The following is a 24,870-nucleotide window of genomic DNA, read 5'->3' as shown; positions in this document are numbered from 1 at the left end:
GCCCGAGGCCCTGACCGGTTCCCCCGCCGGTCGGGGCCTCGTTCGTCCCGTTCGTCTCAGGTGACACGAAAGACCGGCCAGCCGATCTCGGTGCGCCACGCAGCGGGATCACTTGTGTCGCGAGGGCCGACGACGTAGACCTCCCGCACCGGCCCGGCCACCGACATCGCGTTCTCCACGACCCAGGTTCCGAGTTCGCCGTACGTCACCTCGATGCCGTCGTGCTCGCCGACGTGGGTGGTGACTGCCAGTTCCGCGGCAGGAAGGGTCGCGGGGTGCACGCGTCCGGTGCGAGGTGGCGCATCGGTCGGCAGGTAGACGAGCGCGTGACCGCGCTCCTGCTCGAAGAGGGCGTTGTCGTAGCTGCCGCCCGGCGGACCGGTCACGGCTGTCCCGACGGCCGCCTGCAGCTCGGCCATCGCGCCTGCGTACCAGGTCTCGACGTCGCGATGCCCGACGACGGCCTCCACCGCGGCGACCGTCCGGGCGGGCTCCGCACGCAGCTCGACGTCGATCGGCGCGGGGTCGGGCCGGAGCAGACGGCGCAGTGACACGACCGCAGCCCGCGTGCGGTCGAGCTCGTCCTCGAGGCGTTGCAGGTGGTCCGCGATCAGGGCCGCCCGGACACCCGGGTCGGGGGTCCGCAGGATCCGCTGCACATCGCCCAGGGGGACGTCGAGCTCGCGAAGCCGGTGGATGACCTGCGCGGTCGGGATCTGGTCGACGCTGTAGTAGCGGTAACCGGTGGTCTCGTCCACCACAGCCGGATCCAGTAAGGCGGCCTCGTGATACCGGCGCAGGGTCCGCACACTCAAGTGGGTCAACCGCGAGAACTCCCCGATGGTCAGCACCCCCTCATTGTGAACGCTCCCCCTGGGGGAGAGTCCACCGCTTGACCCTCCCACGCCGAGAGGCCAGATGGTGGGCTCATGACACAGCACACTGATCTTCCGTCCGACCTGCTCCCGACCACCGTGCGCGATTTCTTCGCCGCCCACGTCGTCCACGACGCCGACACCGCCTCGTCGTTCCTCACCGAGGACGCGGTGGTCGTCGACCAGGGCGAGACCTTCCGCGGTCGAGAGGACGTCCACGCGTTCCTGCGGGACGCCGGGTCCGAGTTCGAGTACACGACCGAGCAGATCGGCGCTCGCCGCGTCGATGACGCCCACTGGGTGGTCACCGTGCGGCTCGAGGGCACCTTCCCGGGAGGCGTCGCCGAGCTCGACTACCGGTTCGCGCTGCGGGATGGCCTCGTCGCCGAACTCGTCATCGCCAACCACCCAGCCTGACCGAACCCACACCACCTCGATCTTCACAGGAGAGAAATGTCTATCTCAGATCGCGATCGTCTCGATGGTCGCCGGGCCTTGGTCACGGGCGGCTCGAAGGGCTCGGGCAAGGCCGTCGTGGAGAGACTGCGAGAGATGGGTGCCGACGTGTACGTGACGGCGCGCACCATGCCCGACGGGTACGAGCACCCTGACCGGTTCATCGAAGCAGACATCCTGACGGCAGCAGGCACCGACGCCGTGGCCGCTCGCATCGCAGAGGCCGGCGCACTCGACATCCTGGTGCACGTCGCCGGAGGGGCGTCGACGCCGTCGGGTGGATTCGCGGTCATCACCGACGACCAGTGGCTCACCGAGCTGAACCTCAACTTCCTGGGAGCAGTACGGCTGGATCGAGCCCTTCTCCCGGCGATGATCGAGTCCGGGTCGGGCGTGGTCCTGCACGTCACCTCGATCCAGCGTGAGCTGCCCCTGTACGACGCGTCCTTGGCCTACGCAGCAGCGAAGGCCGCGCTGCGCACGTACAGCAAGGGGCTTGCCAACGAGCTCGCGCCACGCGGCGTACGGGTCAACGCGATCAGCCCCGGAGGAATCGAGACCGAAGCCTACGAACGATTCGTGGACCGGATCGCCGAGGGCAACGGACTCACCCGTGAAGCCGCCAAGCAGACGATCTACGACTCCCTCGGAGGAGTACCCCTGGGACGGTTCGCGAACACGGAGGAGATCGCGGACCTGGTCGGATTCCTCGTCTCAGACCGCGCCTCGGCGATCGTCGGCGCCGAGTACGTGATCGACGGTGGCACCGTCCCGACCGTCTGAGCACTCGCGATCACCCCGCTGATCGGCCGCCGGTCGGGGCCTCGTCCCGGGTGAACGTGAGCTGCTGGACATCGATGTAGTCGGCTGCGAACCCGGCGCGGGAGTACTCCAGGTAGAAGTGCCACATCCGCAGGAAGGTCTCGTCGAAGCCGAGGGACCTGGCCTCGTCGGCGTGCTCCCACAGCGCGAGGTCCCAGCGCCGCAGGGTCTCGGCGTAGTGGGGGCCGAACGAGAGCCGGCTGCGGACCCGGAGCCGGGTGTGCGCCTCGGTGGCAGCGGTGATCGCCTCGTTCGAAGGGAGCAGGCCGCCGGGGAAGATGTACTTGGTGATCCAGGTCTCGGTGTGACGGGTCGCGAGCATCCGGTCGTGAGGCATGGTGATCGCCTGGATCACCGCAGTGCCGCCCGGGGCCAGGACCTCGTCGATCTTCGCGAAGTAGACCGGCCAGAACCGTTCTCCGACGGCCTCGATCATCTCGACCGAGACCACCGCGTCGTACGTTCCGTCCACGGCTCGGTAGTCGCGCAGCTCGATGTCCACGCGATGGTCCAGACCGGCCGCGCCGATCCGGCGCCGGGCCAGCTCGGCCTGCTCGACGGAGAGGGTCACCGAGGTGACCTGGGCGCCCCGGGCGGCGGCCCGCAGGGCCAGCTCTCCCCAGCCGGTCCCGATCTCGAGCAGACGGGTCCCCGCTCCGACTCCCGCCTCGTCGAGGATCCGGTCGATCTTGCGGTGCTGGGCGAGCGCCAGGTCCTCGGTGGAGGGCAGCGTGGAGAAGAGGCCCGCCGAGTAGCTCATCGTCGGGTCCAGGAAGAGCGCGAAGAAGTCGTTCGACAGGTCGTAGTGGTGCCCGATGTGCTCGCGCGCGTTCTCCGGCGTGTTCAGGTCCTTCGCACCGCGGCGCCGCTCGTAGACGCCGCGCAGCCGCTGTGCCCACCCGGGCAGGAGACCGTCGAGATCCCGGCACAGCACGGTCAGCGTCTCCCCGAGCTCCGGCGCGTCCCAGGCACCGGTCAGGTACGCCTCGCCGAAGCCGATCAGCCCGTGCCGGCTGAGCCTGGCGTAGAAGTCCTCGGGCCGGTGCAGCACGATGTCGGCGGGGCTGCCGTCCTCGCTCACGCTGATGCCGAGCCGCTTCGTGGCGGCCCGGAACACGGCCGCCGCGGCAGCCGCGGTGCCCCGGGCAACCAGGCCGCTGGGTGCTTCCTGCAGCATCGGCCAACGCTCACCCACCAGGGGCTGGGCGGTGGGGGCTTCGATGGTCTTCATCGGACTCCTTCTTGGTGGTGCAACGGCCGTCTGTGGACCGGCAGGCGTCGTAGCCACAGCGCCACGCCGTGGATGCGGATCCAGACCACGCCGAGAATCGCGGCGGGCGCGGAACGGAGCGTGTCCCCGAACCGCCCTTCGACCCGGGATCCGCGGACGGAGGCGTCGAAGACGGTCCCGTCCTCGGTGGTCAGCCGGACGGCGACCCGGAGTCGCCCGTCGGGTGGCGGCACGGTCAGCTCGTAGTGGCCGTCCACACCGTGGAACGGTGAGACGTACATCGCCTTCGCGACCTGCGCCCGGTGCCGTTCGTCGGGGTGGACGAGGTACGCGTGCCGGTCGCCGTAGGTGTTGTGCACCTCGACGACGGTGGCCAGCGGCTCCCCGGAGGCAGCCGTGCACCAGTAGACGCTGATCGGGTTGAAGCTGAACCCGAGGGCTCTCGGCTGAGCCGCCATCAGCACCCGCGCGTCGGCCAGGTTGATGTCGTGGAGCTTCAGGAACGCGGCGAGGTTCTCCCGGATCGAGAGCCCGGGGTCGCCCAGATGGTCGCGGGCCTCGAAGCGGCCGAGGGGCCCGCGGTCGGGCAGCCGGTCCAGGTCGACCACCTGCCAGTGGGAGCGGTGCACGAACCGGTTCCGCAGCGGCCCCCGCCGGGTGTGGCTGATCGTGGTGCGATACACCCCGGTCGCGTCGTCGGGCCGCTCCGCCGGGGCCGTCCAGGACAGTCCCAGCCGCTCGGCCGCACGGGCACCGGAGCGGGCGCCGTCCTCATGGAACCCCCAGCCACGCCAGGCGCCGGCGAAGACCAACGCGTCGGAGTCCAGCTCGTCGGCCCGCTGTTGAGCGGCGACCGACTCCGGGGTGTAGAGCGGGTGCTCGTACTCCATGGTGGCGATGACCTTCTCCGGGTCGATCAGGTCGGCCCCACCGAGCGTGACCAGATGACGTACGCCTCCGGGAGCCGGCAGCCGCATCAACCTGGTCAGGTCGTAGGTGACCGTGACCTGGCCGCGGCACGGGCGCTCCAGGTAGTTCCACGAGGACCGGACGTGCTCGCTGTCCGGCAGCAGGCTGGTGTCGGTGTGCAGCTGAGCCTGGTTGGCGGAGTACGGGAACCCACCCAGGATCTCCCGCTGGGCCGCCGTCGGCTCGCCAAGCATCGCCAGCGACTGTCCGGGATGGGTCGCGAGCACGGCCGCGTCGAAGAGCTCGGTGCGCCCGTTGCCGTCGGTGATCTCGACACCCGCACCGGTCTCGACCACGTTCACCACCTTCGTCGAGGTCAGCACCCGGCCGCCGCGGTCGCGGATCGCGGCGGCGACCCCCTCGACGTACGTCGCCGACCCGCCGGTGACCGTGCGCCAGCGCGGCGAGCCGAAGATCTGCAGCATCCCGTGGTGGCTGAGGAACTCGAAGAGGTAGCGAGCCGGGTAGCTCAGCGCCGTGGCCGGGTCGCAGGACCACACCGCGGCGACCAGCGGTGCCATGAAGTGGCGGCGGAAGTGCGGCGTGAACCCGTGCTCGTCCAGGAACGCCTCGAGGGTGCGATCGTCGGGCTCACCGCCGGCGAGCAGTGCCCGCGCCGCCCGGTGGAACCGCGGGATCTCGGTGAGCATCCGCAGGTGCGCCGGGCGCCACGCGCGGCGGTCGGGCAGCACCCCGCGCAGCCCGCGCGCCCCTGCGTACTCCACCTCGGCGCTCTCCGAACGCACCGACATCGACATCTCGGAGACCTGCGTCGGCACGTCGAGCTCGGCGAAGAGCCGGAGAAGCGTCGGATACGTACGCCGGTTGTGCACGATGAACCCGGTGTCGATCGCCAGCTCGCTCCCGTCCGGCGCGGTGACGCGGTGGGTGTCGGCATGGCCGCCCAGCCGGTCATCGGCCTCGAAGAGCGTCACCGCGCTGTCGCCGGAGGCGACGTAGGCCGCGGTCAGGCCGGCCACCCCGCTGCCCACCACGGCGATCCGACGGCGTTCGTGGTCGGCGCTGCTCATCGGGCTCCTCGGGTCGAAGTGGGCGGTCGGCGCAGAGGCGCCGCCACCCGGTCTTCGGTCACCGGGGCGAATCGGATTGGTTCCGGGCCGTCAGCTTTTCTCGGGACGGCCCGGGGAGCGTCAGCCGCGGCCGGCGTACGGCATCCCGGTCGCGAGGATGGTCATCGCAGGCACGCTGACACCGAGCGGCAGCTGGGCCGTCGCGACGACTGCGTCGGCGACGTGCTGCGGGTCGAAGGTCGGCTCGGGGCGTACGGTGCCGTCGGCCTGACGGGCGCCGACGGCGATCCCGGCGGTCATCTCGGTGGCCGCGTTGCCGATGTCGATCTGGCCGACCGCGATGTCGTGGGTGCGGCCGTCGAGGGCCAGCGAACGGGTGAGACCGGTGATCGCGTGCTTGGAGGTCGTGTAGGCGGCGCTGCCCGGTCGCGGCACGTGTGCGGAGATCGAGCCGTTGTTGATGATCCGACCGCCGCGCGGGTCCTGACGCTTCATCTGGGCGACCGCCTCGCGGGCGCAGAGGAAGGAGCCGGTGACGTTGACGGCCAGCGTCGCGGCGAACTCCTCGGGCGGGACCTCGTCGACCTCGCCGCTCGGCCCGAAGGTGCCGGCGTTGTTGACCAGCAGGTCCACGCGGCCCCACATTCCGACGACCGCGGCGAACGCCGCCGACACCTCAGCGGCGGAAGCGACGTCGGTGGGCACCACGAGGGACCGCGCCATCACCGACGCGGTCTCCTCGAGCGATCTCCGCGTGCGGCCGAGGAGCGCGACCTGGAAGCCGGCACCGTCCAGCGCCTGCGCGATCACCCTCCCCAGCCCGGAGCCGGCACCGGTGACGACCGCGACCGGCATCAGGTGAACTGCCTCGACAGGACGGCGTGCCGGTTGACGTCCTTGTAGAGCAGGTAGCGGAACCGGTCGGGTCCACCGGCGTAGCAGGCCTGCGGACAGAACGCCCGCAGCCACATGAAGTCGCCCTCCTGCACCTCCACCCAGTCCTTGTTGAGCAGGTAGACGGCCTTGCCCTCGAGGACGTAGAGCCCGTGCTCCATCACGTGCGTCTCCGGGAACGGGATCGCGCCGCCGGGCTCGAAGCTGACGATGTTGACGTGCATGTCGTGGCGTACGTCATCGGGGTCGACGAAGCGCTGGGTCTTCCAGGCGCCGTTGGTGCCCGGCATCTCGCCACCGGGCACGTCGACCTCGTTGGTGACGAACGGTTCGGGAACGTCGATGCCCTCGACCGCCTGGTAGGCCTTGCGGATCCAGTGGAACCGGGCGACCTGGTCGCTGGTGTTGTGCAGCGTCCAGGTGGAGCCGGGCGGGAGGAAGGCGTAGCCGCCCGGGGTGAGATCGTGCTTCTCGCCCTCGACCGAGAGCGTCAGCGCGCCCTCGACCACGAACAGCACACCCTCCGCGCCCGGGTCGAGCTCGGGCTTGTCGCTGCCGCCGCCGGGCGAGACCTCGACGATGTACTGCGAGAAGGTCTCCGCGAACCCCGAGAGCGGACGGGCGATCACCCACAGCCGCGTGCCCTCCCAGAACGGGAGCTTGCTGGTGACGATGTCGCGCATGGTGCCACGGGGGAGCACGGCGTACGCCTCGGTGAAGACGGCCCGGTCGGTGGTCAGCTCACGCTGCGACGGGTGGCCGCCGGTCGGGGCGTAGTAGCGGGGTTCGCTCATGGTCGGGCTCCTTCTGTGGTGACTCTGCTGAGCAGCCGGCCCTGGGGCGCGGCCTCGATGTCGATCTTCTCGCCACGCAGCCAGGTCGCGCGGACAACACCTGCGAGCGATCGACCGTGGTAGGGCGTGACGGCGTTCTTGTGATGGAGCCTCGCGGCATCGACCACGTAGGAGGCGTCGGGGGCGAGGACCGCGAAGTCGGCGTCGTGGCCGACCTCGATCTGCCCCTTGCGGCTCAGCCCGGCATGACGTGCGGGAGCCTCGGACATCCAGCGGGCGACGTCGGCGAGGGTGAAGCCGCGGCTCCTTGCCTCGGTCCAAACTGCCGACAGGCCCAGCTGGAGCGACGAGATGCCACCCCACGCGACCCCGAAATCGCCGGTGTCGAGAGCCTTCAGGTCGGGAGTCGAGGGCGAGTGGTCGGTGACGACCATGTCGATGACGCCGTCACGCAGGCCCTGCCAGAGCAGCTCGCGGTTGGCGGCCTCCCGGATCGGCGGGCAGCACTTGTACTGCGTCGCGCCGTCGGGGATCTCCTCCGCGGCGAACGTCAGGTAGTGGGGGCAGGTCTCGGCCGTGATCGGGACCCCGTCGCGCCGGGCCGAGGCCAGCATCGCGAGCACGTCGGAGCTGGAGACGTGAAGGATGTGGACGCGGCAGCCTGTCCACCGGGCCAGCTCGATCACCTGGGCGATGGCGAGGTTCTCGGCGCCGCGGGGACGGCTGTGCAGGAATCTTTCGTACGCCGCGCCCCCGGCCTCCGGCGCGTGCTCGATCGCGTGGGCGTCCTCGGCGTGGACGATCAGCAGACCGTCGAAGGACGCGATCTCGCGCATCGCGAGCTCGAGCTGTGCGCTGTCGAGCGGCGGGAACTCGTCGACGCCTGAGTGCAGTAGGAAGCACTTGAAGCCGGAGACCCCGGCCTCGTGCAGCGTACGCAGCTCCGCGACGTTGCCCGGGATGGCTCCGCCCCAGAAGCCGACGTCGACGAAGGCCTGGCTCGCCGCCGTCTTGCGCTTGAGGTCGAGAGCCGGGAGGTCGCAGGTGGGCGGGATGCTGTTGAGCGGCATGTCCACGATCGTGGTGACCCCGCCGGCGGCCGCGGCACGGGTCGCGGAGGCGAAGCCCTCCCACTCGGTCCTGCCGGGGTCGTTGACGTGCACGTGCGCGTCGACGACGCCGGGCATCAGCACCTCGTCGTCGGCGAGCTCGACCACTCGGGCCGCGGTCAGGTCCTCTGCGATCGGCGCCACCGCGACGATCGCGCCGTCGCGAACTCCGACGGCTCCGGCTCGCTCGCCCTCGGGGGTCACCATCCGTGCCGCCCGGATGACGACATCGAGATCTCGACTCACACCCTCACCTCCACCTCATCGACTGCCACCACCCGGGTCCGCTGGCGACCGAGACCGGTCACCTCGGCCTCCACCACGTGCCCCTCCCGCAGGAAGGGCCGGGGCTCGGGCCGCAACGCTGCGACCCCGCCAGGCGTCCCGGTCAGCACCAGGTCGCCGGGCTCGAGTGTCATCAGCGTACTGAGGAAGGCGAGGAGCTCACCGACGCCGTAGGCCATCCGGGCGGTCGTCCCCCGCTGCCGGTGCTCTCCGTCGACCCAGAGCTCCAGACCGAGGGCCTGCGGGTCGCCCACGGCGTCGGGCGTGACCAGCCACGGGCCGATGGGGGTGAAGGTGTCGGCACACTTCCCCTTCGCCCACGTCGGCCCGGCCGCGATCCGCGCCCGCTCGCTGACGTCGTCGGCGGTGAGGTAGCCGCCGACCGCGGCCAGAGCCTGCTGCGGGTCGGCACACCGGGTCAGTCGGCGGCCGATCACCACACCCAGCTCGACCTCGTAGTCGGTCATCGTCGACCTCGGCGGCAGCTCGATCGCGTCGTGAGGACCCACGATCGACGTCGAGGGCTTGAGGAAGACGACCGGCTCGTCCGGGATCGCGACGCCGGCCTCCTCGGCGTGGTCCTCGTAGTTGAGCCCGATCCCGACGACCTTGCCCGGCCGGGCCACCGGCGGTCCGATCCGGGTGCCGTCGGGGATGACGGGAAGGCTGCCCGAGGCGATCGCGCCTCGCACCAGTCCGAGCCGCTCCGGGTCGCCGAGCAGGTCGCCGTCGATCGCCGGCACGACGGCCGACAGGTCACGCAGTACGTCCTGGTCGTCGAGGGCTGCGGGGCGCTCCTGGCCCGGCGGGCCCACACTCAGCAGTCTCATGCCGCCTCCTCGGATGCTGACCGAGGTACCTCGGTCTGGTTGCACTTCCCTCGTGGAACTCCACGAAGGAGGTGGGCGCTCACCGAGTTACCTCGGTGAACATTCCACCGCTCGCTCATGCGTCCTCCTTGATGAGATGGTCGGCGGCGATCCGCTCGGCGATCTGCTCGAGCAGGGCGGCGCCCTCGGTCAGGCAGCGCTGCAGGTCGGGCTCGATGTCCGTCAAGGCGTACGCCGCTCCGATCCCGGCCGCCTGCAGCCGGTCGTGGTCGAGATGGTTGACCCCGCAGACCGCCACGACCGGGACACCGGCGCGGGCGGCCGCGGCGGCGACGCCGGCCGGGGCCTTTCCGTTGAGGGTCTGCTCGTCGAGCGCGCCCTCGCCGGTGACGACGAGGTGCGCGCCGTCCAGCCCGGCGGCGAAGTCGACCAGCTCGAGCACGAGCTTGATGCCCGAGCGGAGCTCGGCGCCCAGGAGCGCGACCGCAGCGAAACCCACACCCCCAGCAGCACCGGCACCCGGGTGGTCCCGGTGATCGGCACCCGTCGTGGCCGCGACGACGTTGGCCCAGTGAGCGAGCGCGGCGTCCAGGCGCCGCACCTGATCGGGATCGGCGCCCTTCTGCGGCCCGTAGACCGCAGCCGCGCCGCGGGGTCCGGTGAGGGGGTTGTCGACGTCGCAAGCGACGGTGATCTCGACCCCCTCGATCCGGCGGCGGAGCTCGGCGAGGTCGAGCCGGGCCACCTGCTCCAGGCCGACTCCGCCATCGGGCACCGGCGCGCCGGAGGCGGTGAACAGCCTGGCGCCGAGCCCGCAGAGCAGCCCCGCTCCGCCGTCGGTACTGGCGCTGCCGCCGATCCCGAGCACGATCCGGCGACAGCCCGCATCGATCGCGGCCGCCATCGCCTGCCCGGCCCCGAGGCTGGAGGAGCGCAGCGGATCCGGCAGACCCGGCAGCCGCGCCAACCCGGAAGCGTCGGCGAGCTCGATGACCGCGACGTCGTCCCGCCGGGCGTACGCTGTCCGCACCGGCTCCCCGGTCGGCCCGGCCACGGTGACCGGCACGAGGGCGAACCCGGCGGACTCGGCCGCCGCCAGGGTGCCGTCGCCACCATCGGCGACCGGGATCGCGTCGACGACCACGCCGGGACTCCCCCGGCGCATCCCGGCGCTCACCGCCGCCGCGACCTCGGCAGCGGTGAGCGATCCCTTGAACTTGTCGGAGGCGACCAGTACCCGCTGCGCAGGCCGAGTCGGCTCATCCTGACCGAGATCTCCGTCGAGTCGGCTCGTCATGACGCGCCGACTCGGCGGATGTGCGTCAGGACGCGCCGACTCGGCACAGGTGGAAGCGGGAGACATGGCCCGCCTCAGTCCAGCGGGACGAGCGCGGTCGGGGCGTGCTCACCACGCTCGGCCAGCTCCTCGAACTCGACGACGCCGTCGATCTCGACGCCCATCGAGACGTTGGTGACGCGCTCGAGGATGACCTCGACCAGCACCGGCACGCGGTATTCGGCCATCAGGGCCTTGGCCTTCTCGAAGGCGGCACCGAGATCGGCCGGGTCGGTCACCCGGATCGCCTTGCAGCCCAGGCCCTCCGCGACCTTGAGGTGGTCGACACCGTAGCCCTCGACCTCAGGGCTGTTGACGTTGTCGAAGGCCAGCTCCACGCAGTAGTCCATCTCGAACCCGCGCTGGGCCTGGCGGATCAGGCCGAGGTAGGAGTTGTTCACGACCACGTGGATGTAGGGGATGTTGAACTGGGCGCCGACGGCCAGCTCCTCGATCAGGAACTGGAAGTCGTAGTCGCCCGAGAGCGCGACGACCTGGCCGTCGGGGACGGCTGTCGCGACCCCCAGCGCGGCCGGCAGGGTCCAGCCGAGCGGGCCGGCCTGGCCGGCGTTGATCCAGTGCCGCGGCTGGTAGACGTGCAGCAGCTGCGCGGCCTGGATCTGGGACAGGCCGATCGTCGTGACGTACCGGGTCGCCGGCCCGAAGGCGCGGTTCATCTCCTCGTACACCCGCTGCGGCTTGATCGGGACGTTGTCGAAGTGGGTCTTGCGCTGCAGGGTCCGCTTGCGCTCGGCACACTCCTCGGCCCAGGCCGCACGGTCGGTGACGCGGCCGTCGGCCGCCCACTCCTTCGCGACCTCGACGAGCACCTCGAGCGCCGCGCGAGCGTCGGAGACGATCGAGTAGTCCGCCGCGAAGACCCGGCCGATCTGGGTCGGCTCGATGTCGATGTGCACGAACGTACGTCCGCGGGTGTAGGTCTCGACCGAGCCGGTGTGGCGGTTGGCCCACCGGTTGCCGATGCCGAGCACGAAGTCGCTGGCCAGCATGGTCGCGTTGCCGTAGCGGTGGGAGGTCTGCAGGCCGACCATGCCCGCGTTGAGCGTGTGGTCGTCCGGGATCGTGCCCCAACCCATGAGCGTGGGGACGACGGGAACCCCGGTGACCTCGGCGAGCTCGACGAGCAGGTCGGAGGCGTCGGCGTTGATGACGCCACCGCCCGCGACGATCAGCGGACGCTCCGCCTCGAGCATCATCGCCAGCGTCTTCTCCGCCTGAGCACGGCTGGCCGCCGGCCTGGCGATCGGCAAGGGCTCGTACGTCTCGATGTCGAAGTCGATCTCGGCCAGCTGGACGTCGAGCGGCAGGTCGATCAGGACCGGGCCGGGACGCCCCTCGCGCATCAGCCGGAAGGCCTTCTGGAAGGTGCCCGGGACCTGGGCGGGCTCCATCACGGTGACCGCCATCTTGGTGAGCGGTCCGGCGACGGAGGCGATGTCGACCGCTTGGAAGTCCTCCTTGTGGAGCTTCGCGACCGGTGCCTGGCCCGTGATGCACAGGATCGGGATCGAGTCGGCGGAGGCCGAGTAGAGCCCGGTGATCATGTCGGTGCCGGCCGGGCCGGAGGTGCCGATGCAGACGCCGATGTTGCCGGCCTTCGCCCGGGTGTAGCCCTCGGCCATGTGCGAGGCCGCCTCGACGTGGCGGGCGAGCACGTGCTGGAGCCCGCCGTGCTTGCGCATCGCGCTGTAGAACGGGTTGATCGCGGCACCCGGGAGGCCGAACAGCTGGGTCGCGCCCTCCTTCTCCAGGATCAGGACAGCGGCGTCGACCGCGCGCATGCGTGCCATCTCAGTTCTCTCCCTTGGTGACAGAGCCGCTCAGGCGCTCGACCCCGCGCAGCAGTGCGGAGTGGTCCAGGCCGCCGTCGTCGTTGGCCCGGGCGCTCGCCATCAGCTGGGCAACCAGCGAGCCGAGCGGGACCACGACGCCAGCCTCGCGGGCGGCGGCGGTGACGATGCCCATGTCCTTGTGGTGCAGGTCGATGCGGAAGCCGGGCTGGAAGGAGCGGGTGAGCATGTTCTCCTTCTTCTGGTTGAGCACGCTCGAGCCGGCGAGCCCGCCGCCGAGCACCTCGAGGGCGGCCTTCGTGTCCACGCCGTACGCCTCGAGGAAGACGACCGCCTCCGAGAGCGCCTGGATGTTGGCCGCGACGATGAGCTGGTTGGCCGCCTTGACCGTCTGGCCGGCCCCGCTCGGACCGACGTGGACGATGGTCTTGCCCACGACGTCGAAGAGCGGCTTCGCGGTCGCGAAGTCGTCGGCCGAGCCGCCGACCATGATCGAGAGGGCCGCGTTCTTCGCGCCGGCCTCGCCGCCGGAGACCGGGGCGTCGAGGATGCGGAAGCCACGCGCCGTGGCCTGCTCGGCGAGCGTCGCGCTCACGTCGGGCCGGATGCTGGAGAAGTCGATGATCAGCGCGCCGGCGGGGGCGGACGCGAAGACGCCGTCCTCGGCGGCGAGGACCTCCTCGACGTGAGGCGAGTCCGGGACCATGACGCAGACGACCTCGGCGTCGCGGCAGGCGTCGGCGGTCGAGGCGGCGGCGCGGCCGCCCGCCGCGGCCAGGGCCCGGGTGCGCTCGGGGCTGTGGTCGAAGCCGGCGACGGTGTGGCCCGCCTCGACGAGGTGGGCGGCCATCGGGCTGCCCATGATGCCGAGGCCGATGAAGGCGATGTTGGTCATGATGTTCCTCCTACGGGGTGGTCAGTGGGTGGCGGTCGCGGCGCTGCGGCGCTCGCGCGGCAGCCAGTCGAAGCTCTCGGTCGAGGTCGTGGCGGGCTTGTACTCCAGCCCGACCCAGCCGGAGTATCCGGCCGCCTCGAGGGCGGCGAGCTGCCGCTCGAGCGGGAGCTCGCCGGTGCCGGGCTCGTTGCGGCCCGGGGCGTCGGCGATCTGGACGTGAGCGATGCGAGCGGCGTACGCAGCGATCACCGCGTCGACGTCGTCGCCGTTCACGGCGAGGTGGTAGAGGTCGGCGAGCAGCCCGATGTTGGCCTCGCCGGCGCGGTCGATCGCCGCGATCGCGTCGGCGGCGGTGAGCAGCGGATAGCGGTCGGCACCGCTGACCGGCTCGACCAGCACGGTGCCACCGATGCGGGCCGCCGCGCGGGCGGCCAGCGCGAGGTTCTCGGCGCCGAGCTCGTCCTGCGCCTCGGGGGCGACACCGTCGACGCGGTTGCCGTAGAGGGCGTTGAACGCCGTGCAGCCGAGCCGTTCACCGATGCCGATCGTGACGTCGATGTTGTCGCGGAACTCCGCCGACCGCGCCGGCCACGAGACCAGACCGCGGTCACCGGCGGGCATGTCGCCGGCGAAGAAGTTGAGGCCGACCAGGTGCACCCCGGCGTCCTGCACGGCGGTCACGAAGGCGTCGACGTCCTGGTCGGACGGCACCGCCTCGGCGAACGGCCACCAGAACTCCACCGCGTCGAAGCCGGCGGCCTTCACCGCCGCGGGGCGCTCGAGCAGCGGGAGCTCGGTGAACAGGATCGAGCAGTTCACCTCGTACCGGAGCTGGTGGGTCATCACACCGTTCCTTCCGTATTGCGGAATTTGATTTCTGACATTCGAAATATAAGGATGTGAGCGGAGTCACGTCAACCCGCGTCTCGAACTCGGCCGCAAAGTGGTGAAGAAACGACAACGGGCCTCCCGTGCACATGCGCGGGCGTTGTACGTTCCTCCAAGACGCGGCCGATATGGACCGGCGGACCGGTGGAGGCACCGTGCTACTTGCAGAGCTGTTGGAGCAGCCCAGCCTGGGCCTGCGACTCCTGCACGCGCCCGACGGCTCGCTGGAGCGTCCGGTGGGGCGCACGATCACGATCGACCTGCTCGAGCCGGGCCGCTATCTGAACGGCGGAGAGCTCGTGCTCACCGGCCTCGTCTGGCGCCGCGGACCGGAGGACAGCGAGACGTTCGTGTCCTCGATCGCCGACGGTGGCGCGACCTGTCTGCTGGCCGGAGCGGCCCTGCTCGGCGCGGTTCCCGACGACCTCGTCGAGGCCTGTCACCGCCATCAGGTCGCCCTGGTCGAGGTGCCCGGCGACGTGGCGTTCGCCGACGTGACCGAGTACGTCGCGGCCGCTGGCGCCGCCGGCGCGAGCGCCCGGATGTCGGCCAGCCTGGCCCGCCAGCGTCAGCTCCTCTCCGCCATCGCCTCGGGCCGCAGCCTCGACGAGCTGGCCGCCCGGGTGGCCTCCGAGATCGGCCACGCGTGCCGGGTCCTCACCGCAAGCGGGCGCCATGTCGTACCCGGCCCCGGAGAGCTCGATCCCGAGACGGTCGACGCGCTGACCCGCCGCTTCCTGACCGCTGACCTGCTGCCCGCCGTGGCCGAGGTAGGCGACCGCAGCTACTCGCTGTTCCCCATCGGATCGGGCCTGGCCGACCGCCTCACCGGATGGACCGTGGCGGTCGAGGGCGACCACACCACCTGGCCGCGGGAGGACCTCGACATGGTCCACGAGTTCGGCGCCATCACAGCCCTGGACCGCTCGCGGCGCGACGAGGGATTCCGTGTCCGGCGACCACTCGCGGCCGCCACCCTCGCCCACCTGGAGGCCGGTGCCTCACCCGCCGAGATCGCGACCGGCCTACGCCAGTCCGGGCTCGATCCCGAGCGTCCGCTGGTGCTCGCCGTGGCCGAGCTCGGGCCAGGTGGCCCGCCGGACGCGGTGGCCGCGGTGCTCGAGGATGTGGCCCTCGGCCTGGGGCCGTCCGTGGTCGCGAGCGCGCGGGACGGCTGTGCCGTCGCCTTCCTCCCGTCCCGTCCGGACCTCACCGACCAGCTGCGCCGCTCGCTGACGCGGCTGGCGCCGGCGCTGGTCCGCGGGTCGCTGTCGGTCGGACTGAGCGGCGAGAGCGCCATCGACGCACTGGCCGGAGCGCTCGAGGAGGCCCGGTTCGCGCACCGGGTCGCCCGCTCCGGCGGCGGCGCGGTGGCGCTGTCCAGCTCGGAGGAGGTCACCTCTCACGTACTGCTGCTGGCCACGGTCCCCGACGACATCCGCCGCACCTACGCGCAGCGCGTCCTCGGTCCCGTCCTCGAGCACGACCAGCGCACCGGCAGCGATCTGGTGCCGACGCTCGACCGGTTCCTGACGTACGCCGGCTCGTGGACGCGTACGGCGGAGTCGCTCCATCTCCACGTCAACAGCGTGCGCTACCGGATCTCCCGGGTCGAGGAGCTGACCGGGCGTGATCTGACCACGATGGAGGACCGCGTCGACGTCTTCCTCGCCCTCAGATCGCTGTGACCTACCTGATCGAGACGCGCGCTGGCCGGTCGGCGCTGTAACACGTCGTTCGTAGTACTACTCGCCCTATTGGAACGACCGGATAGTGCTACGAACAGCGTGTTACACGCGATCCCGGCGCGGAGATTCACTCCGCAGAAACGGCTACGAAACCGGCCGCGCCCCATTCTGGAGAATCACACAAAGGCCAGATCCGCGCAGACCCCATCTTCGGATGATCGGCGGGTGCCGCTCGGGGCCCCGAGAGACCAGGCTGTGGGGTAAGTCACAGCTCACCTGCCCACCAGGGCGCCCCCGAGAAAGGTGTGAGGATGAACGCGAGAGCAGTCCTGAGGTCGATACGGCCCCAGAAGAAGGACGGTGGCCGCCCCACCCACCCCGTCGACGAGGTGCTCCCGGCGGGCAAGCTCGCCGTCTACGGCCTCCAGCACGTGCTCGCGTTCTACGCCGGGGCGGTGATCGTCCCGATCCTGCTCGCCAACTCCATCGGGTTGAGCCAGGAGGAGCTGATCCACCTGATCAACGCCGACCTGTTCACCTGCGGCATCGCCTCGATCATCCAGTCGGTCGGCTTCTGGAAGGTCGGCGTACGCCTGCCGCTGCTGCAGGGCGTCACCTTCACCGCGGTCTCGCCGATGATCGCGATCGGGCTCGCGGCGGGCGGTGGCACGGACGGGCTGCTCGTCATCTACGGCGCGGTGATCGTCGCCGGGCTCGCGACGTTCTTCATCGCCCCCTACTTCAGCCGGCTGATCCGGTTCTTCCCGCCGGTCGTGACCGGCTCGGTGATCACCATCATCGGCATCGCACTGCTGCCCGTCGCCGCCGCGGACGCGACCGGTGGCGCCGGCCCGACCTCGGACCCCACCAGCGGCCGCAACCTGGCGTACGCCCTGGGCACCCTGGCCCTGATCGTGGTCATCCAGCGGGTGTTCAAGGGCTTCATGGCCACCGTCGCCGTGCTCGTCGGCCTGGTCGTCGGCACCCTGGTCGCCTGGGCGCTCGGGGATGCCCACTTCGACGCCGTCGCCAGCTCCGACTGGGTGGGCGTCACCACGCCGTTCCACTTCGGCTGGCCACAGTTCTCCGCGGCCGCGATCGTGTCGATGATCGTCGTCATGCTGATCACCGCCGTCGAGACCACCGGTGACGTCTTCGCCACCGGCGAGATCGTCGAGAAGCGGATCGGCCGCAACGACATCGCCCGCGCCCTGCGCGCCGACGGCCTGGCCACCACCATCGGCGGCGTCTTCAACTCGTTCCCGTACACCTGCTTCGCCGAGAACGTCGGCCTGGTCCGGCTGACCCGGGTCAAGAGCCGCTGGGTCGTCGCCACGGCCGGCCTGATCATGGTGTTCATCGGGCTGCTCCCGAAGGTCGGCGCGATCGTCGCCGGCATCCCGCACCCGGTCCTCGGCGGCGCCGCCCTGGCGATGTTCGCGACGGTCGCGGTCGTCGGCTTCCAGACGCTCAGCAAGGTCGACTTCCACGACCACCGCAACGTGGTGATCGTGGCGACCAGCGTCGGTCTGGCGATGTACGTCACCGCGCAGCCCGAGGTCGCCCAGGCCGTCCCGGGCTGGGCCGAGATCATCTTCGGCAGCGGCATCACCCTCGGCAGCCTCACCGCGATCCTGCTCAACATCCTGTTCCACCACGTCGGCCCTGACTACGGCCCCGCGGTCGCCGGCCAGCCCGGCGAGGGCGTCCGGCTCGACCAGGTCAACCAGATGGGGCGTACGGAGTTCGTGGAGACGTTCGACGGTCTCTTCCAAGGGCCGCGGTGGATGGTGGAGCGGGCCTGGGAGCAGCGTCCGTTCGCCGACACGCACGCCCTGCGACGCGCCTTCCAGGACGCCCTCTTCAGCGGCTCCGTCGAGGAGCAGCGCGAGCTGATCGAGGCCTACCCCGAGCTCGGTTCGCGCCTGGTCTCGGAGGGACTGGTCGGCGAGGAGTCGCTGCGCGACCAGTCCTCGCGCGGCCTGACCCACCTGGCCGAGCCGGACCAGGAGACACTGTCCACGCTCACCGACGCCTACCATGAGCGGTTCGGCTTCCCGCTGGTCATCTCCGTGCGCGACTCCGACTCGCTCGACCGGATCCTCGCCGAGGGCCGGTCGCGGCTCGGCAACTGCGAACGGCAGGAGCACGCCGCAGCGCTGATCGAGATCGCCAAGATCGCCGGCCACCGCTTCGACGACTTCCTGCGCGATGCCAACCCGATCCACAGCGCCCGCACCCGCAACCCGATCCGGAGCCAGCCATGACCGATCCCTCTGTCACCGTCAACGGGGACCACGTGCCCCTGACCGGGGTCGCCACCCACACCACCGCCCTCGACTGGCTACGCGGACGTGGCCTGACCGGTGCCAAGGAGGGCTGTGCCGAGGGCGAGTGCGGTGCCTGCTCGGTGCTGGTCGCCCGGCCCGGCACCACCTCGCCGACCGAGTGGACCGCGGTCAACGCCTGCCTCGTCCCCGTCGCCGCGCTCGACGGCCAGGAGCTCGTGACCAGCGAGGGCCTCGGGTCCAGCGACGACCTGCACCCGGTCCAGCAGGAGCTGGCCGTACGCGGCGGGTCGCAGTGCGGCTACTGCACGCCGGGCTTCGTCTGCAGCCTCGCCGCGGAGTACTACCGCCCGAGCCGCGAGGCGGCCGCCGAGACCTGCGACCACGAGCACGGCCCGAACGGCGTCGACCTGCACGCGCTGAGCGGCAACCTGTGCCGCTGCACCGGCTACCGCCCGATCCGCGATGCCGCCTACGCCCTCGGTGCGCCCGAGGCCGACGACGCCTTCGCCGCGCGCCAGCAGCAGCCTCCGCCCGAGCCGCGACCGACCCGGATCGCGGTCGACGGCGCCGAGTTCGTACGCCCGGAGACGCTCACCGAGGCCCTCGACCTGATCACCGAGTGGCCCCAGGCGCAGGTCGTCGCCGGCTCGACCGACTGGGGCGTCGAGGTCAACATCCGCGGCCGCCGCGCACCGCTGGTCGTGGCGGTGGACCGGCTGCCCGAGCTGCGCGAGCTCTCCTTCCGGACCGGCCACGTCGAGATCGGCGCGGCCCTCACCCTGACCGAGATCGAGCGCAAGCTCAACGGCCGGATCCCGCTGCTGGCCGAGATGTTCCCGCAGTTCGCCTCGCGGCTGATCCGCAACGGCGCGACGCTCGGCGGCAACATCGGCACCGCCTCGCCCATCGGCGACGCCCCGCCGGCGCTCCTCGCGCTCGACGCCGAGGTCGTCCTGGCCTCGCCGCGCGGCGAGCGGGTCGTCCCGCTGGCCGACTACTTCACCGGCTACCGCGAGACGGTCCGGGCCGCCGACGAGCTGATCCGCAGCGTACGGATCCCGCTGCCGCTGGCCCCGCTCGTCGGCTTCCACAAGATCGCCAAGCGCCGCTTCGACGACATCTCCAGCGTGGCCGTCGGCTACGCGGTCGAGGTCGTCGACGGCACCGTGGTCCGCGCCCGGATCGGTCTGGGCGGCGTCGCGGCCACCCCGCTGCGTGCCGTCGCCACCGAGGATGCCCTGGTCGGCCGGCCCTGGACCGCGGAGACCGTACGCCGCGCCGCGGCCGTCCTGGCCGGCGAGGGCACACCGATGGACGACCACCGCGCCAGCGCGTCCTACCGCTCGGCGATGCTGGGCCAGTCCCTGCTGCGCCTGTTCCACACCAACCCGGAGACCCAGGAGGTGCCGGCATGAGCGCCCTGTCCGAACGTCCCGACAACCCGATCGTCGGGATCCCGCTGCCCCACGAGAGCGCCGCGCTGCACGTCACCGGCGAGGCGCTCTACACCGACGACCTGGTCGGACGGATGACCGGCGTGCTGCACGCCTGGCCGGTCCAGGCCCCGCACACGCACGCCCTCGTCACCGCGCTCCGGACCGCCCCTGCCTACGACGTGCCCGGCGTCATCCGGGTGCTGACCGCCGAGGACGTACCCGGCGTCAACGATGCCGGCGTCAAGCACGACGAGCCGCTCTTCCCGACCGAGGTGATGTTCCACGGCCACGCGGTGTGCTGGGTCCTCGGCGAGACCCAGGAGGCCGCTCGGCTGGGCGCGGCCGCGATCGAGGTCGACTACGAGCCGCTGCCTGCCCTGGTCACCGTGACCGAGGCGATCGCGGCGGAGAGCTTCCAGGGCACCCCGCGCAACCTCGAGCGCGGTGACGTCACGGCGGCCCTGCAGAACGCCGCCCACGTCTTCGAGGGCGAGTTCGAGTTCGCCGGCCAGGAGCACTTCTATCTCGAGACCCACGTCTCCCTCGCCCTGGTCGACGAGGGTGGCCAGGTGCTGGTGCACAGCAGCACCCAGCACCCCTCCGAGACCCAGGAGATCGTCGCCCACGTGCTCGGCGTCCCGAGCCACGAGGTCACCGTCCAGTGCCTGCGGATGGGTGGCGCGTTCGGCGGCAAGGAGATGCAGCCGCACGGCTACGCGGCCATCGCCGCGCTGGGCGCCACCCTGACCGGGCGCCCGGTGCGGCTGCGCCTCAACCGCACCCAGGACATCACCATGTCCGGCAAGCGCCACGGCTTCCACAGCACCTGGCGCGTCGGATTCGACAACGAGGGCCACATCCTCGGCCTCGAGGCCACCCTCACCGCCGACGGCGGCTGGAGCCTCGACCTCTCCGAGCCGGTGCTGGCCCGCGCGCTCTGCCACATCGACAACGCCTACTGGGTGCCCGACATCCGTGTCGACGGCCGGGTCGCGCGCACCAACAAGACCTCGCAGACCGCCTTCCGCGGCTTCGGCGGACCGCAGGGCATGCTCGTCATGGAGGACCTGCTCGGCCGGTGCGCACCGCTGCTCGGCATCGACCCGCTCGAGCTGCGCCGCCGCAACTTCTATCAGCAGAACCAGACCACGCCGTACGGTCAGCAGGTCCGCCAGGCCGACCGGCTGGCGGCCTGCTGGGACCAGGTCGCCGAGTCCGGTGAGGTGGCCCGCCGCCGCGCGGAGATCGCCGACTTCAACGCTCGCCACCCGCACACCAAGCGTGGCCTGGCGATGACGCCGGTGAAGTTCGGCATCTCGTTCAACCTCACCGCCTTCAACCAGGCCGGCGCCCTCGTCCACGTCTACAAGGACGGCTCGGTGCTGATCAACCACGGTGGCACCGAGATGGGCCAGGGCCTGCACACCAAGATGCTCCAGGTGGCCGCCACCGCACTGGGCCTGCCCCTGTCCCGCGTACGCCTCGCCCCTACCCGCACCGACAAGGTCCCCAACACCTCGGCGACCGCGGCCAGCTCCGGCGCCGACCTCAACGGGGCCGCGATCAAGAACGCCTGCGAGCAGATCCGCGAGCGGCTCGCCCAGGTCGCCGGCGGCCATCTCGGGATCAGCCCGAACGACGTGCGTTTCGACGACGGTGTCGTCCGCGGCCTCTCCCCCTCCTCGGGCTCGATCGGGTGGAACGAGCTCGTGAACACGGCCTACCACCAGCGAGTGCAGCTGTGGGCGGCCGGCTTCTACCGCACCGAGGGTCTGCACTGGGACCCCAACGTGATGCAGGGCGAGCCGTTCAAGTACTTCGCCAACGGGGTGGCCGCGTCCGAGGTGGAGGTCGACGGCTTCACCGGTGCCTACACCCTGCGACGGGTCGACATCGTCCACGACGTCGGTGACAGCCTGAGCCCGCTGATCGACATCGGTCAGATCGAGGGCGGCTTCGTGCAGGGTGCCGGCTGGCTGACCCTGGAGGACCTGCGCTGGGACACCTCCGACGGACCGAACCGGGGCCAGCTGGCGACGCAGGCGGCGAGCACCTACAAGGTGCCGAGCTTCTCCGAGATGCCCGAGGACTTCCGGGTGAAGCTGCTCGAGAAGGCCCACGAGGAGGGCGCCGTCTACGGCTCCAAGGCCGTCGGCGAGCCCCCGCTGATGCTCGCCTTCTCCGTACGCGAGGCGCTGCGTGAGGCGGCCGCCGCGTTCGGTCCGGCCGGCACCAGCGTCGTGCTCGGCTGTCCCGCCACCCCGGAGGCGGTCTACTGGGCCCTCGACAAGGCTCGTACGCCGCAGGCCGCCGAGTCGGGCGGCGAGCCCGAGCCGGTCATGGCCGGAGAGAGGTGATGACATGGAGTGGCTGAAGGCCGTCCAGCGGCTGCGCGAGCGGCGGTTGCCCGGCGTACTCGTGACCCTGACGTCCGTACGCGGCCACTCGCCGCGCGAGGCCGGGGCGAAGATGGTCGTCTCGGCCGAGCGCACCTGGGCCACCGTCGGTGGTGGCAACCTGGAGGCGGTCGCGATCGAGCGCGCCCGCGCGATGCTGACCGAGGGCCTCGCGGTGCCGGAGAGCCTGAAGGTGTCGCTCTCCGACAAGGCGCCCTATCAGCACGGCGTGCAGTGCTGTGGTGGTGAGGTCGAGCTGCTGCTCGAGCCGCTGCCCGTCGTACCGTCCGTGGCCATCTTCGGGATGGGACACGTCGGGCTCGAGCTGGCGCGCATCCTGGCCCGCCACGATCTCGAGCTGCACCTGGTCGACTCCCGCACCGCCCAGCTCGAGCCGGAGCAGCTGCGGGGGCTGGACGACGCCGTCGCCGGCATCCATGTCCACCAGGTGCCGGTGCTGCCCGAGCTCGTCATCGGCGAGCTGCCCGAGGGCACCCATGTCCTGGTCATGACCCACGACCACGCCGAGGACGCCGCGCTTTGCGACGCGGCTCTGCGCGCCGGACAGCTGGCGTCGATCGGGCTGATCGGCTCGAGCGCCAAGTGGAGCCGGTTCCGGGCCAAGCTCGCCGACGAGGGCCACGCCCCCGAGGCGATCGACCGCATCACCACACCCATCGGACTTCCCGATCTCGGCGGCAAGGAGCCGGCCACGATCGCTGTCAGCGTCGCAGCCCGGCTGCTGCAACTCTTCGCGGGCGACCCCGCGCAGACCGAACAACAAGCAAGGTGACATCCCGCATGACGCTCTATCGAGGAACCTTCCTCGACACTCCCGACGACCCCTTCACCGGCGGCCGGCTCCGCACCGAGCAGGACGGCGCGCTGCTCGTGCGCGACGGCGTGATCCGCGCCCGAGGGTCCTTCGCCGACCTTCGCGGCCAGCACCCCCAGGAGGAGGTCGTCGACCTCTCCGGCGGCTTCGTGCTGCCCGGATTCGTCGACACCCACGTGCACTTCCCGCAGGTACGCGTCATCGGCGGACTCGGCATGCCGCTGCTCGACTGGCTCGACCAGACTGCCCTCCCCGAGGAGGCGCGCCTGGCCGACCCGGCCTACGCCGAGGGCGTGGCCGGCGACTTCGTCCGCGGCCTGGTCGGTGCCGGCACCACCACGGCACTCGTCTTCGGCAGCCACTTCGCGCCCGCGGTCGACACCGTCTTCGCCGAGGCCGCCCGCGTCGGGCTGCGGATCACCAGCGGCCTCGTGGTCAGCGACCGGCTCATCCGCGAGGACCTGTTCACCGACCCGGACCGGGCCCGCGAGGAGTCTCTCGCGCTCGCGGCCCGCTGGCACGGCGTCGGCCGCGCCCGCTACGCCGTGACGCCGCGGTTCTCGCTGTCGTGCTCTGACCCGCTGCTGGCGGCCTGCGCCGACGTCCTCCGTGCCGTGCCGGGCGCGATGCTGACCTCCCACGTCAACGAGAACACCCGCGAGATCGAGACCGTCGAGGCGCTTTTCGGCTGCGACTACGTGACCTCCTACGACCGGCACGGCCTGGTCGGCCCCGGCACCGTCCTGGCGCACAACGTGCACCCGACCGACCCCGAGCTCGCTCTGTTGGCCGCCCGCGGTGCCGCCGTCGCGCACTGCCCCTCCAGCAACGCCGCCCTCGGCAGCGGTCTCTTCCCGCTCGCCCGCCACCGAGCCCACGGCGTACGCGTCGCGATGGGCTCCGACGTCGGCGCCGGCACCGGGTTCTCCCTGCTCAAGGAGGGCCTGAGTGCGTACGTCGCCCAGCAGCTCCTCGGCGAGGCTGGCCACCCCTTGACCCCCACCCACCTCCTCCACCTCGCCACGGTCGCGGGAGCCGAAGCCCTCGGCCTCGGGGCCTCGGTCGGCGACTTCTCCGTAGGCCGCCGCTTCGACGCCCAGTGGATCAAGCCGGCCGCGAGCACACCCCTCGACGTCGGCCTCACCCACGCCGCGGATGCCGGCGACGCCCTTGCCAAGATGTTCGCCCTCGGCACCCCCGCCGACGTACGCAGCGTCTGGATCGAAGGCGAGCTCGTCAACGCCCCCGACCCCCACCTCGTGGGTTAGAACGCCGAGCCGTCACCCCGGACGACCGAGACGTCACCCCGGTCGGTCGAGTGGTCACCTCGCTGCCAACTCGGCCGGCGGGAGTGACGTCTCGACACGTTCGAAAGACCGGTTCACCGATCTGGAACGTCCCGGCTGCGTACCATCTCCAGGGTGTCGGACCTGTTCGTTGCGATCGTCTCGGCAGTCGTCGGCGCCGCCGTCGGCTCGGGTCTGACGACGCTGGCTGCCACCATCCGGTGGCGACGGGTCCAGGTCAGGGCGCATCGCGCGCGTTGGCTCGAGCCGGAGGAGAGCCTCGTCGACCCGCCGGCGAGTGGCTTCCTCCCGGTCGACTTCCCCGTTGACGGTGCGACAGCAGGCGCGAACCTCCATGTGAAGATCGTCAACCGATCGACCCGTGACGTGGAAGTCACCCATGTCTGGCTCGCGACTGATCCTGTCCGTGAGCTCGATCTGTCCCGCTTCGCGCTGCCGGTGAGGATCCGACCTGACGAGACTCACGAGGTCTGGTTCCCGATCGGCAAACTTCCAGCCGACGCTCCGCTCGAGCGGCTGGCGACGGTCCGGTTGTCGACAGGGAAGACGATCAGGTCTCGGCCCAACGACACGGTGCCGCCGTTCGGGTCGGTCGCTCGTGCGCAAGGCTGAACAGCCCGATGCCGACAACACGTACAACACGCGTGTCCGGGGCGGCGTGAGACGTCAGCTCGCCGCCTTTCTTCCCAAG

General features: G+C 71.1%; 20 protein-coding genes. 9 read left to right on the top strand and 11 right to left on the bottom strand.

Features of this window, described 5'->3' with window-relative positions; translation table 11 throughout:
• Positions 1 to 56 precede the first annotated feature (56 nt).
• Entirely contained in the window at positions 57 to 851 is a 795-nt protein-coding gene (locus tag ACIO3S_RS03835; RefSeq protein ID WP_400459632.1) for a MerR family transcriptional regulator, read from the bottom strand.
• 78 nt (positions 852 to 929) lie between these two features.
• Between ACIO3S_RS03835 and ACIO3S_RS03830 the strand changes: the two genes are divergently transcribed.
• A complete protein-coding gene (locus ACIO3S_RS03830) occupies positions 930 to 1,292 on the top strand; it encodes a nuclear transport factor 2 family protein (RefSeq protein WP_400459629.1) in 363 nt (120 codons plus the stop codon).
• Between the two features lie 36 nt (positions 1,293 to 1,328).
• Positions 1,329 to 2,114: an SDR family oxidoreductase gene (locus tag ACIO3S_RS03825; protein ID WP_400459625.1), complete on the top strand. Its 786-nt coding sequence runs from the start codon at positions 1,329 to 1,331 to the stop codon at positions 2,112 to 2,114.
• 10 nt (positions 2,115 to 2,124) lie between these two features.
• Here the strand turns inward: ACIO3S_RS03825 and ACIO3S_RS03820 are convergent, their stop codons facing one another.
• From ACIO3S_RS03820 to ACIO3S_RS03775, 10 genes are all read right to left on the bottom strand, one after another.
• Positions 2,125 to 3,384, bottom strand: a complete 1,260-nt coding sequence (locus ACIO3S_RS03820) for a class I SAM-dependent methyltransferase (RefSeq protein WP_400459622.1) — start codon at positions 3,382 to 3,384, stop codon at positions 2,125 to 2,127.
• The gene (locus ACIO3S_RS03815; protein ID WP_400459619.1) at positions 3,381 to 5,384 is read right to left on the bottom strand and encodes an FAD-dependent oxidoreductase; all 2,004 of its coding nucleotides are present in this window, start codon (positions 5,382 to 5,384) and stop codon (positions 3,381 to 3,383) included. Before ACIO3S_RS03815 ends, ACIO3S_RS03820 begins: the two co-directional genes overlap by 4 nt.
• A 120-nt stretch (positions 5,385 to 5,504) precedes the next feature.
• Positions 5,505 to 6,239 (bottom strand): SDR family oxidoreductase, encoded by a 735-nt coding sequence (locus ACIO3S_RS03810; RefSeq protein ID WP_400459617.1) that lies wholly within the window; start codon positions 6,237 to 6,239, stop codon positions 5,505 to 5,507.
• Positions 6,239 to 7,072 (bottom strand): bifunctional allantoicase/(S)-ureidoglycine aminohydrolase, encoded by an 834-nt coding sequence (locus ACIO3S_RS03805; protein WP_400459614.1) that lies wholly within the window; start codon positions 7,070 to 7,072, stop codon positions 6,239 to 6,241. The genes ACIO3S_RS03810 and ACIO3S_RS03805 overlap by 1 nt, the downstream gene beginning before the upstream one ends.
• The gene (allB, locus tag ACIO3S_RS03800; protein ID WP_400459611.1) at positions 7,069 to 8,427 is read right to left on the bottom strand and encodes an allantoinase AllB; all 1,359 of its coding nucleotides are present in this window, start codon (positions 8,425 to 8,427) and stop codon (positions 7,069 to 7,071) included. The genes ACIO3S_RS03805 and allB overlap by 4 nt, the downstream gene beginning before the upstream one ends.
• Positions 8,424 to 9,296, bottom strand: coding sequence for a fumarylacetoacetate hydrolase family protein (locus tag ACIO3S_RS03795; protein ID WP_400459608.1), 873 nt, complete (start codon positions 9,294 to 9,296; stop codon positions 8,424 to 8,426). The genes allB and ACIO3S_RS03795 overlap by 4 nt, the downstream gene beginning before the upstream one ends.
• Before the next feature lie 115 nt (positions 9,297 to 9,411).
• Positions 9,412 to 10,593, bottom strand: a complete 1,182-nt coding sequence (locus ACIO3S_RS03790) for a glycerate kinase (RefSeq protein WP_400459605.1) — start codon at positions 10,591 to 10,593, stop codon at positions 9,412 to 9,414.
• A 74-nt stretch (positions 10,594 to 10,667) separates the two neighbouring features.
• Positions 10,668 to 12,443, bottom strand: a complete 1,776-nt coding sequence (gene gcl, locus ACIO3S_RS03785; RefSeq protein WP_400459602.1) for a glyoxylate carboligase — start codon at positions 12,441 to 12,443, stop codon at positions 10,668 to 10,670.
• Position 12,444: 1 nt separating this feature from the next.
• Positions 12,445 to 13,338 carry a 2-hydroxy-3-oxopropionate reductase gene (locus ACIO3S_RS03780; RefSeq protein ID WP_400459599.1) on the bottom strand — a complete coding sequence of 298 codons (894 nt, stop codon included), beginning with the start codon at positions 13,336 to 13,338 and terminating at the stop codon, positions 12,445 to 12,447.
• A gap of 21 nt (positions 13,339 to 13,359) precedes the next feature.
• Entirely contained in the window at positions 13,360 to 14,181 is an 822-nt protein-coding gene (locus ACIO3S_RS03775) for a hydroxypyruvate isomerase family protein (RefSeq protein WP_400459596.1), read from the bottom strand.
• 200 nt (positions 14,182 to 14,381) lie between these two features.
• Here ACIO3S_RS03775 and ACIO3S_RS03770 point away from each other — a divergent pair, with 200 nt between their 5' ends.
• The 7 genes from ACIO3S_RS03770 (at position 14,382) to ACIO3S_RS03740 (ending at position 24,791) form a co-directional block, all read left to right on the top strand.
• Positions 14,382 to 15,914 (top strand): helix-turn-helix domain-containing protein, encoded by a 1,533-nt coding sequence (locus ACIO3S_RS03770; RefSeq protein WP_160025639.1) that lies wholly within the window; start codon positions 14,382 to 14,384, stop codon positions 15,912 to 15,914.
• Positions 15,915 to 16,225: 311 nt separating this feature from the next.
• Positions 16,226 to 18,181, top strand: coding sequence for a 2-oxo-4-hydroxy-4-carboxy-5-ureidoimidazoline decarboxylase (gene uraD / locus ACIO3S_RS03765; protein ID WP_400459592.1), 1,956 nt, complete (start codon positions 16,226 to 16,228; stop codon positions 18,179 to 18,181).
• Positions 18,178 to 19,620, top strand: coding sequence for a xanthine dehydrogenase small subunit (locus ACIO3S_RS03760; RefSeq protein WP_400459589.1), 1,443 nt, complete (start codon positions 18,178 to 18,180; stop codon positions 19,618 to 19,620). The genes uraD and ACIO3S_RS03760 overlap by 4 nt, the downstream gene beginning before the upstream one ends.
• Complete coding sequence (gene xdhB, locus ACIO3S_RS03755) at positions 19,617 to 21,998, top strand: xanthine dehydrogenase molybdopterin binding subunit (protein WP_400459586.1); 2,382 nt, start codon at positions 19,617 to 19,619, stop codon at positions 21,996 to 21,998. The genes ACIO3S_RS03760 and xdhB overlap by 4 nt, the downstream gene beginning before the upstream one ends.
• Positions 21,999 to 22,002: 4 nt before the next feature.
• Complete coding sequence (gene xdhC / locus ACIO3S_RS03750; protein ID WP_400459583.1) at positions 22,003 to 22,830, top strand: xanthine dehydrogenase accessory protein XdhC; 828 nt, start codon at positions 22,003 to 22,005, stop codon at positions 22,828 to 22,830.
• An 8-nt stretch (positions 22,831 to 22,838) separates the two neighbouring features.
• On the top strand, positions 22,839 to 24,140 hold the full coding sequence (locus tag ACIO3S_RS03745) for a guanine deaminase (protein ID WP_400459581.1): 1,302 nt from the start codon (positions 22,839 to 22,841) through the stop codon (positions 24,138 to 24,140).
• A 153-nt stretch (positions 24,141 to 24,293) separates the two neighbouring features.
• Positions 24,294 to 24,791, top strand: coding sequence for a hypothetical protein (locus ACIO3S_RS03740; protein ID WP_400459578.1), 498 nt, complete (start codon positions 24,294 to 24,296; stop codon positions 24,789 to 24,791).
• Positions 24,792 to 24,870: the final 79 nt, after the last annotated feature.

The sequence above is a fragment of the Nocardioides sp. NPDC087217 genome (assembly GCF_044744805.1).
Classification (GTDB): domain Bacteria; phylum Actinomycetota; class Actinomycetes; order Propionibacteriales; family Nocardioidaceae; genus Nocardioides.
The sequence above is the reverse complement of the archived record's forward strand: the minus strand, read 5'-3'. Positions and strand labels throughout refer to the sequence as shown.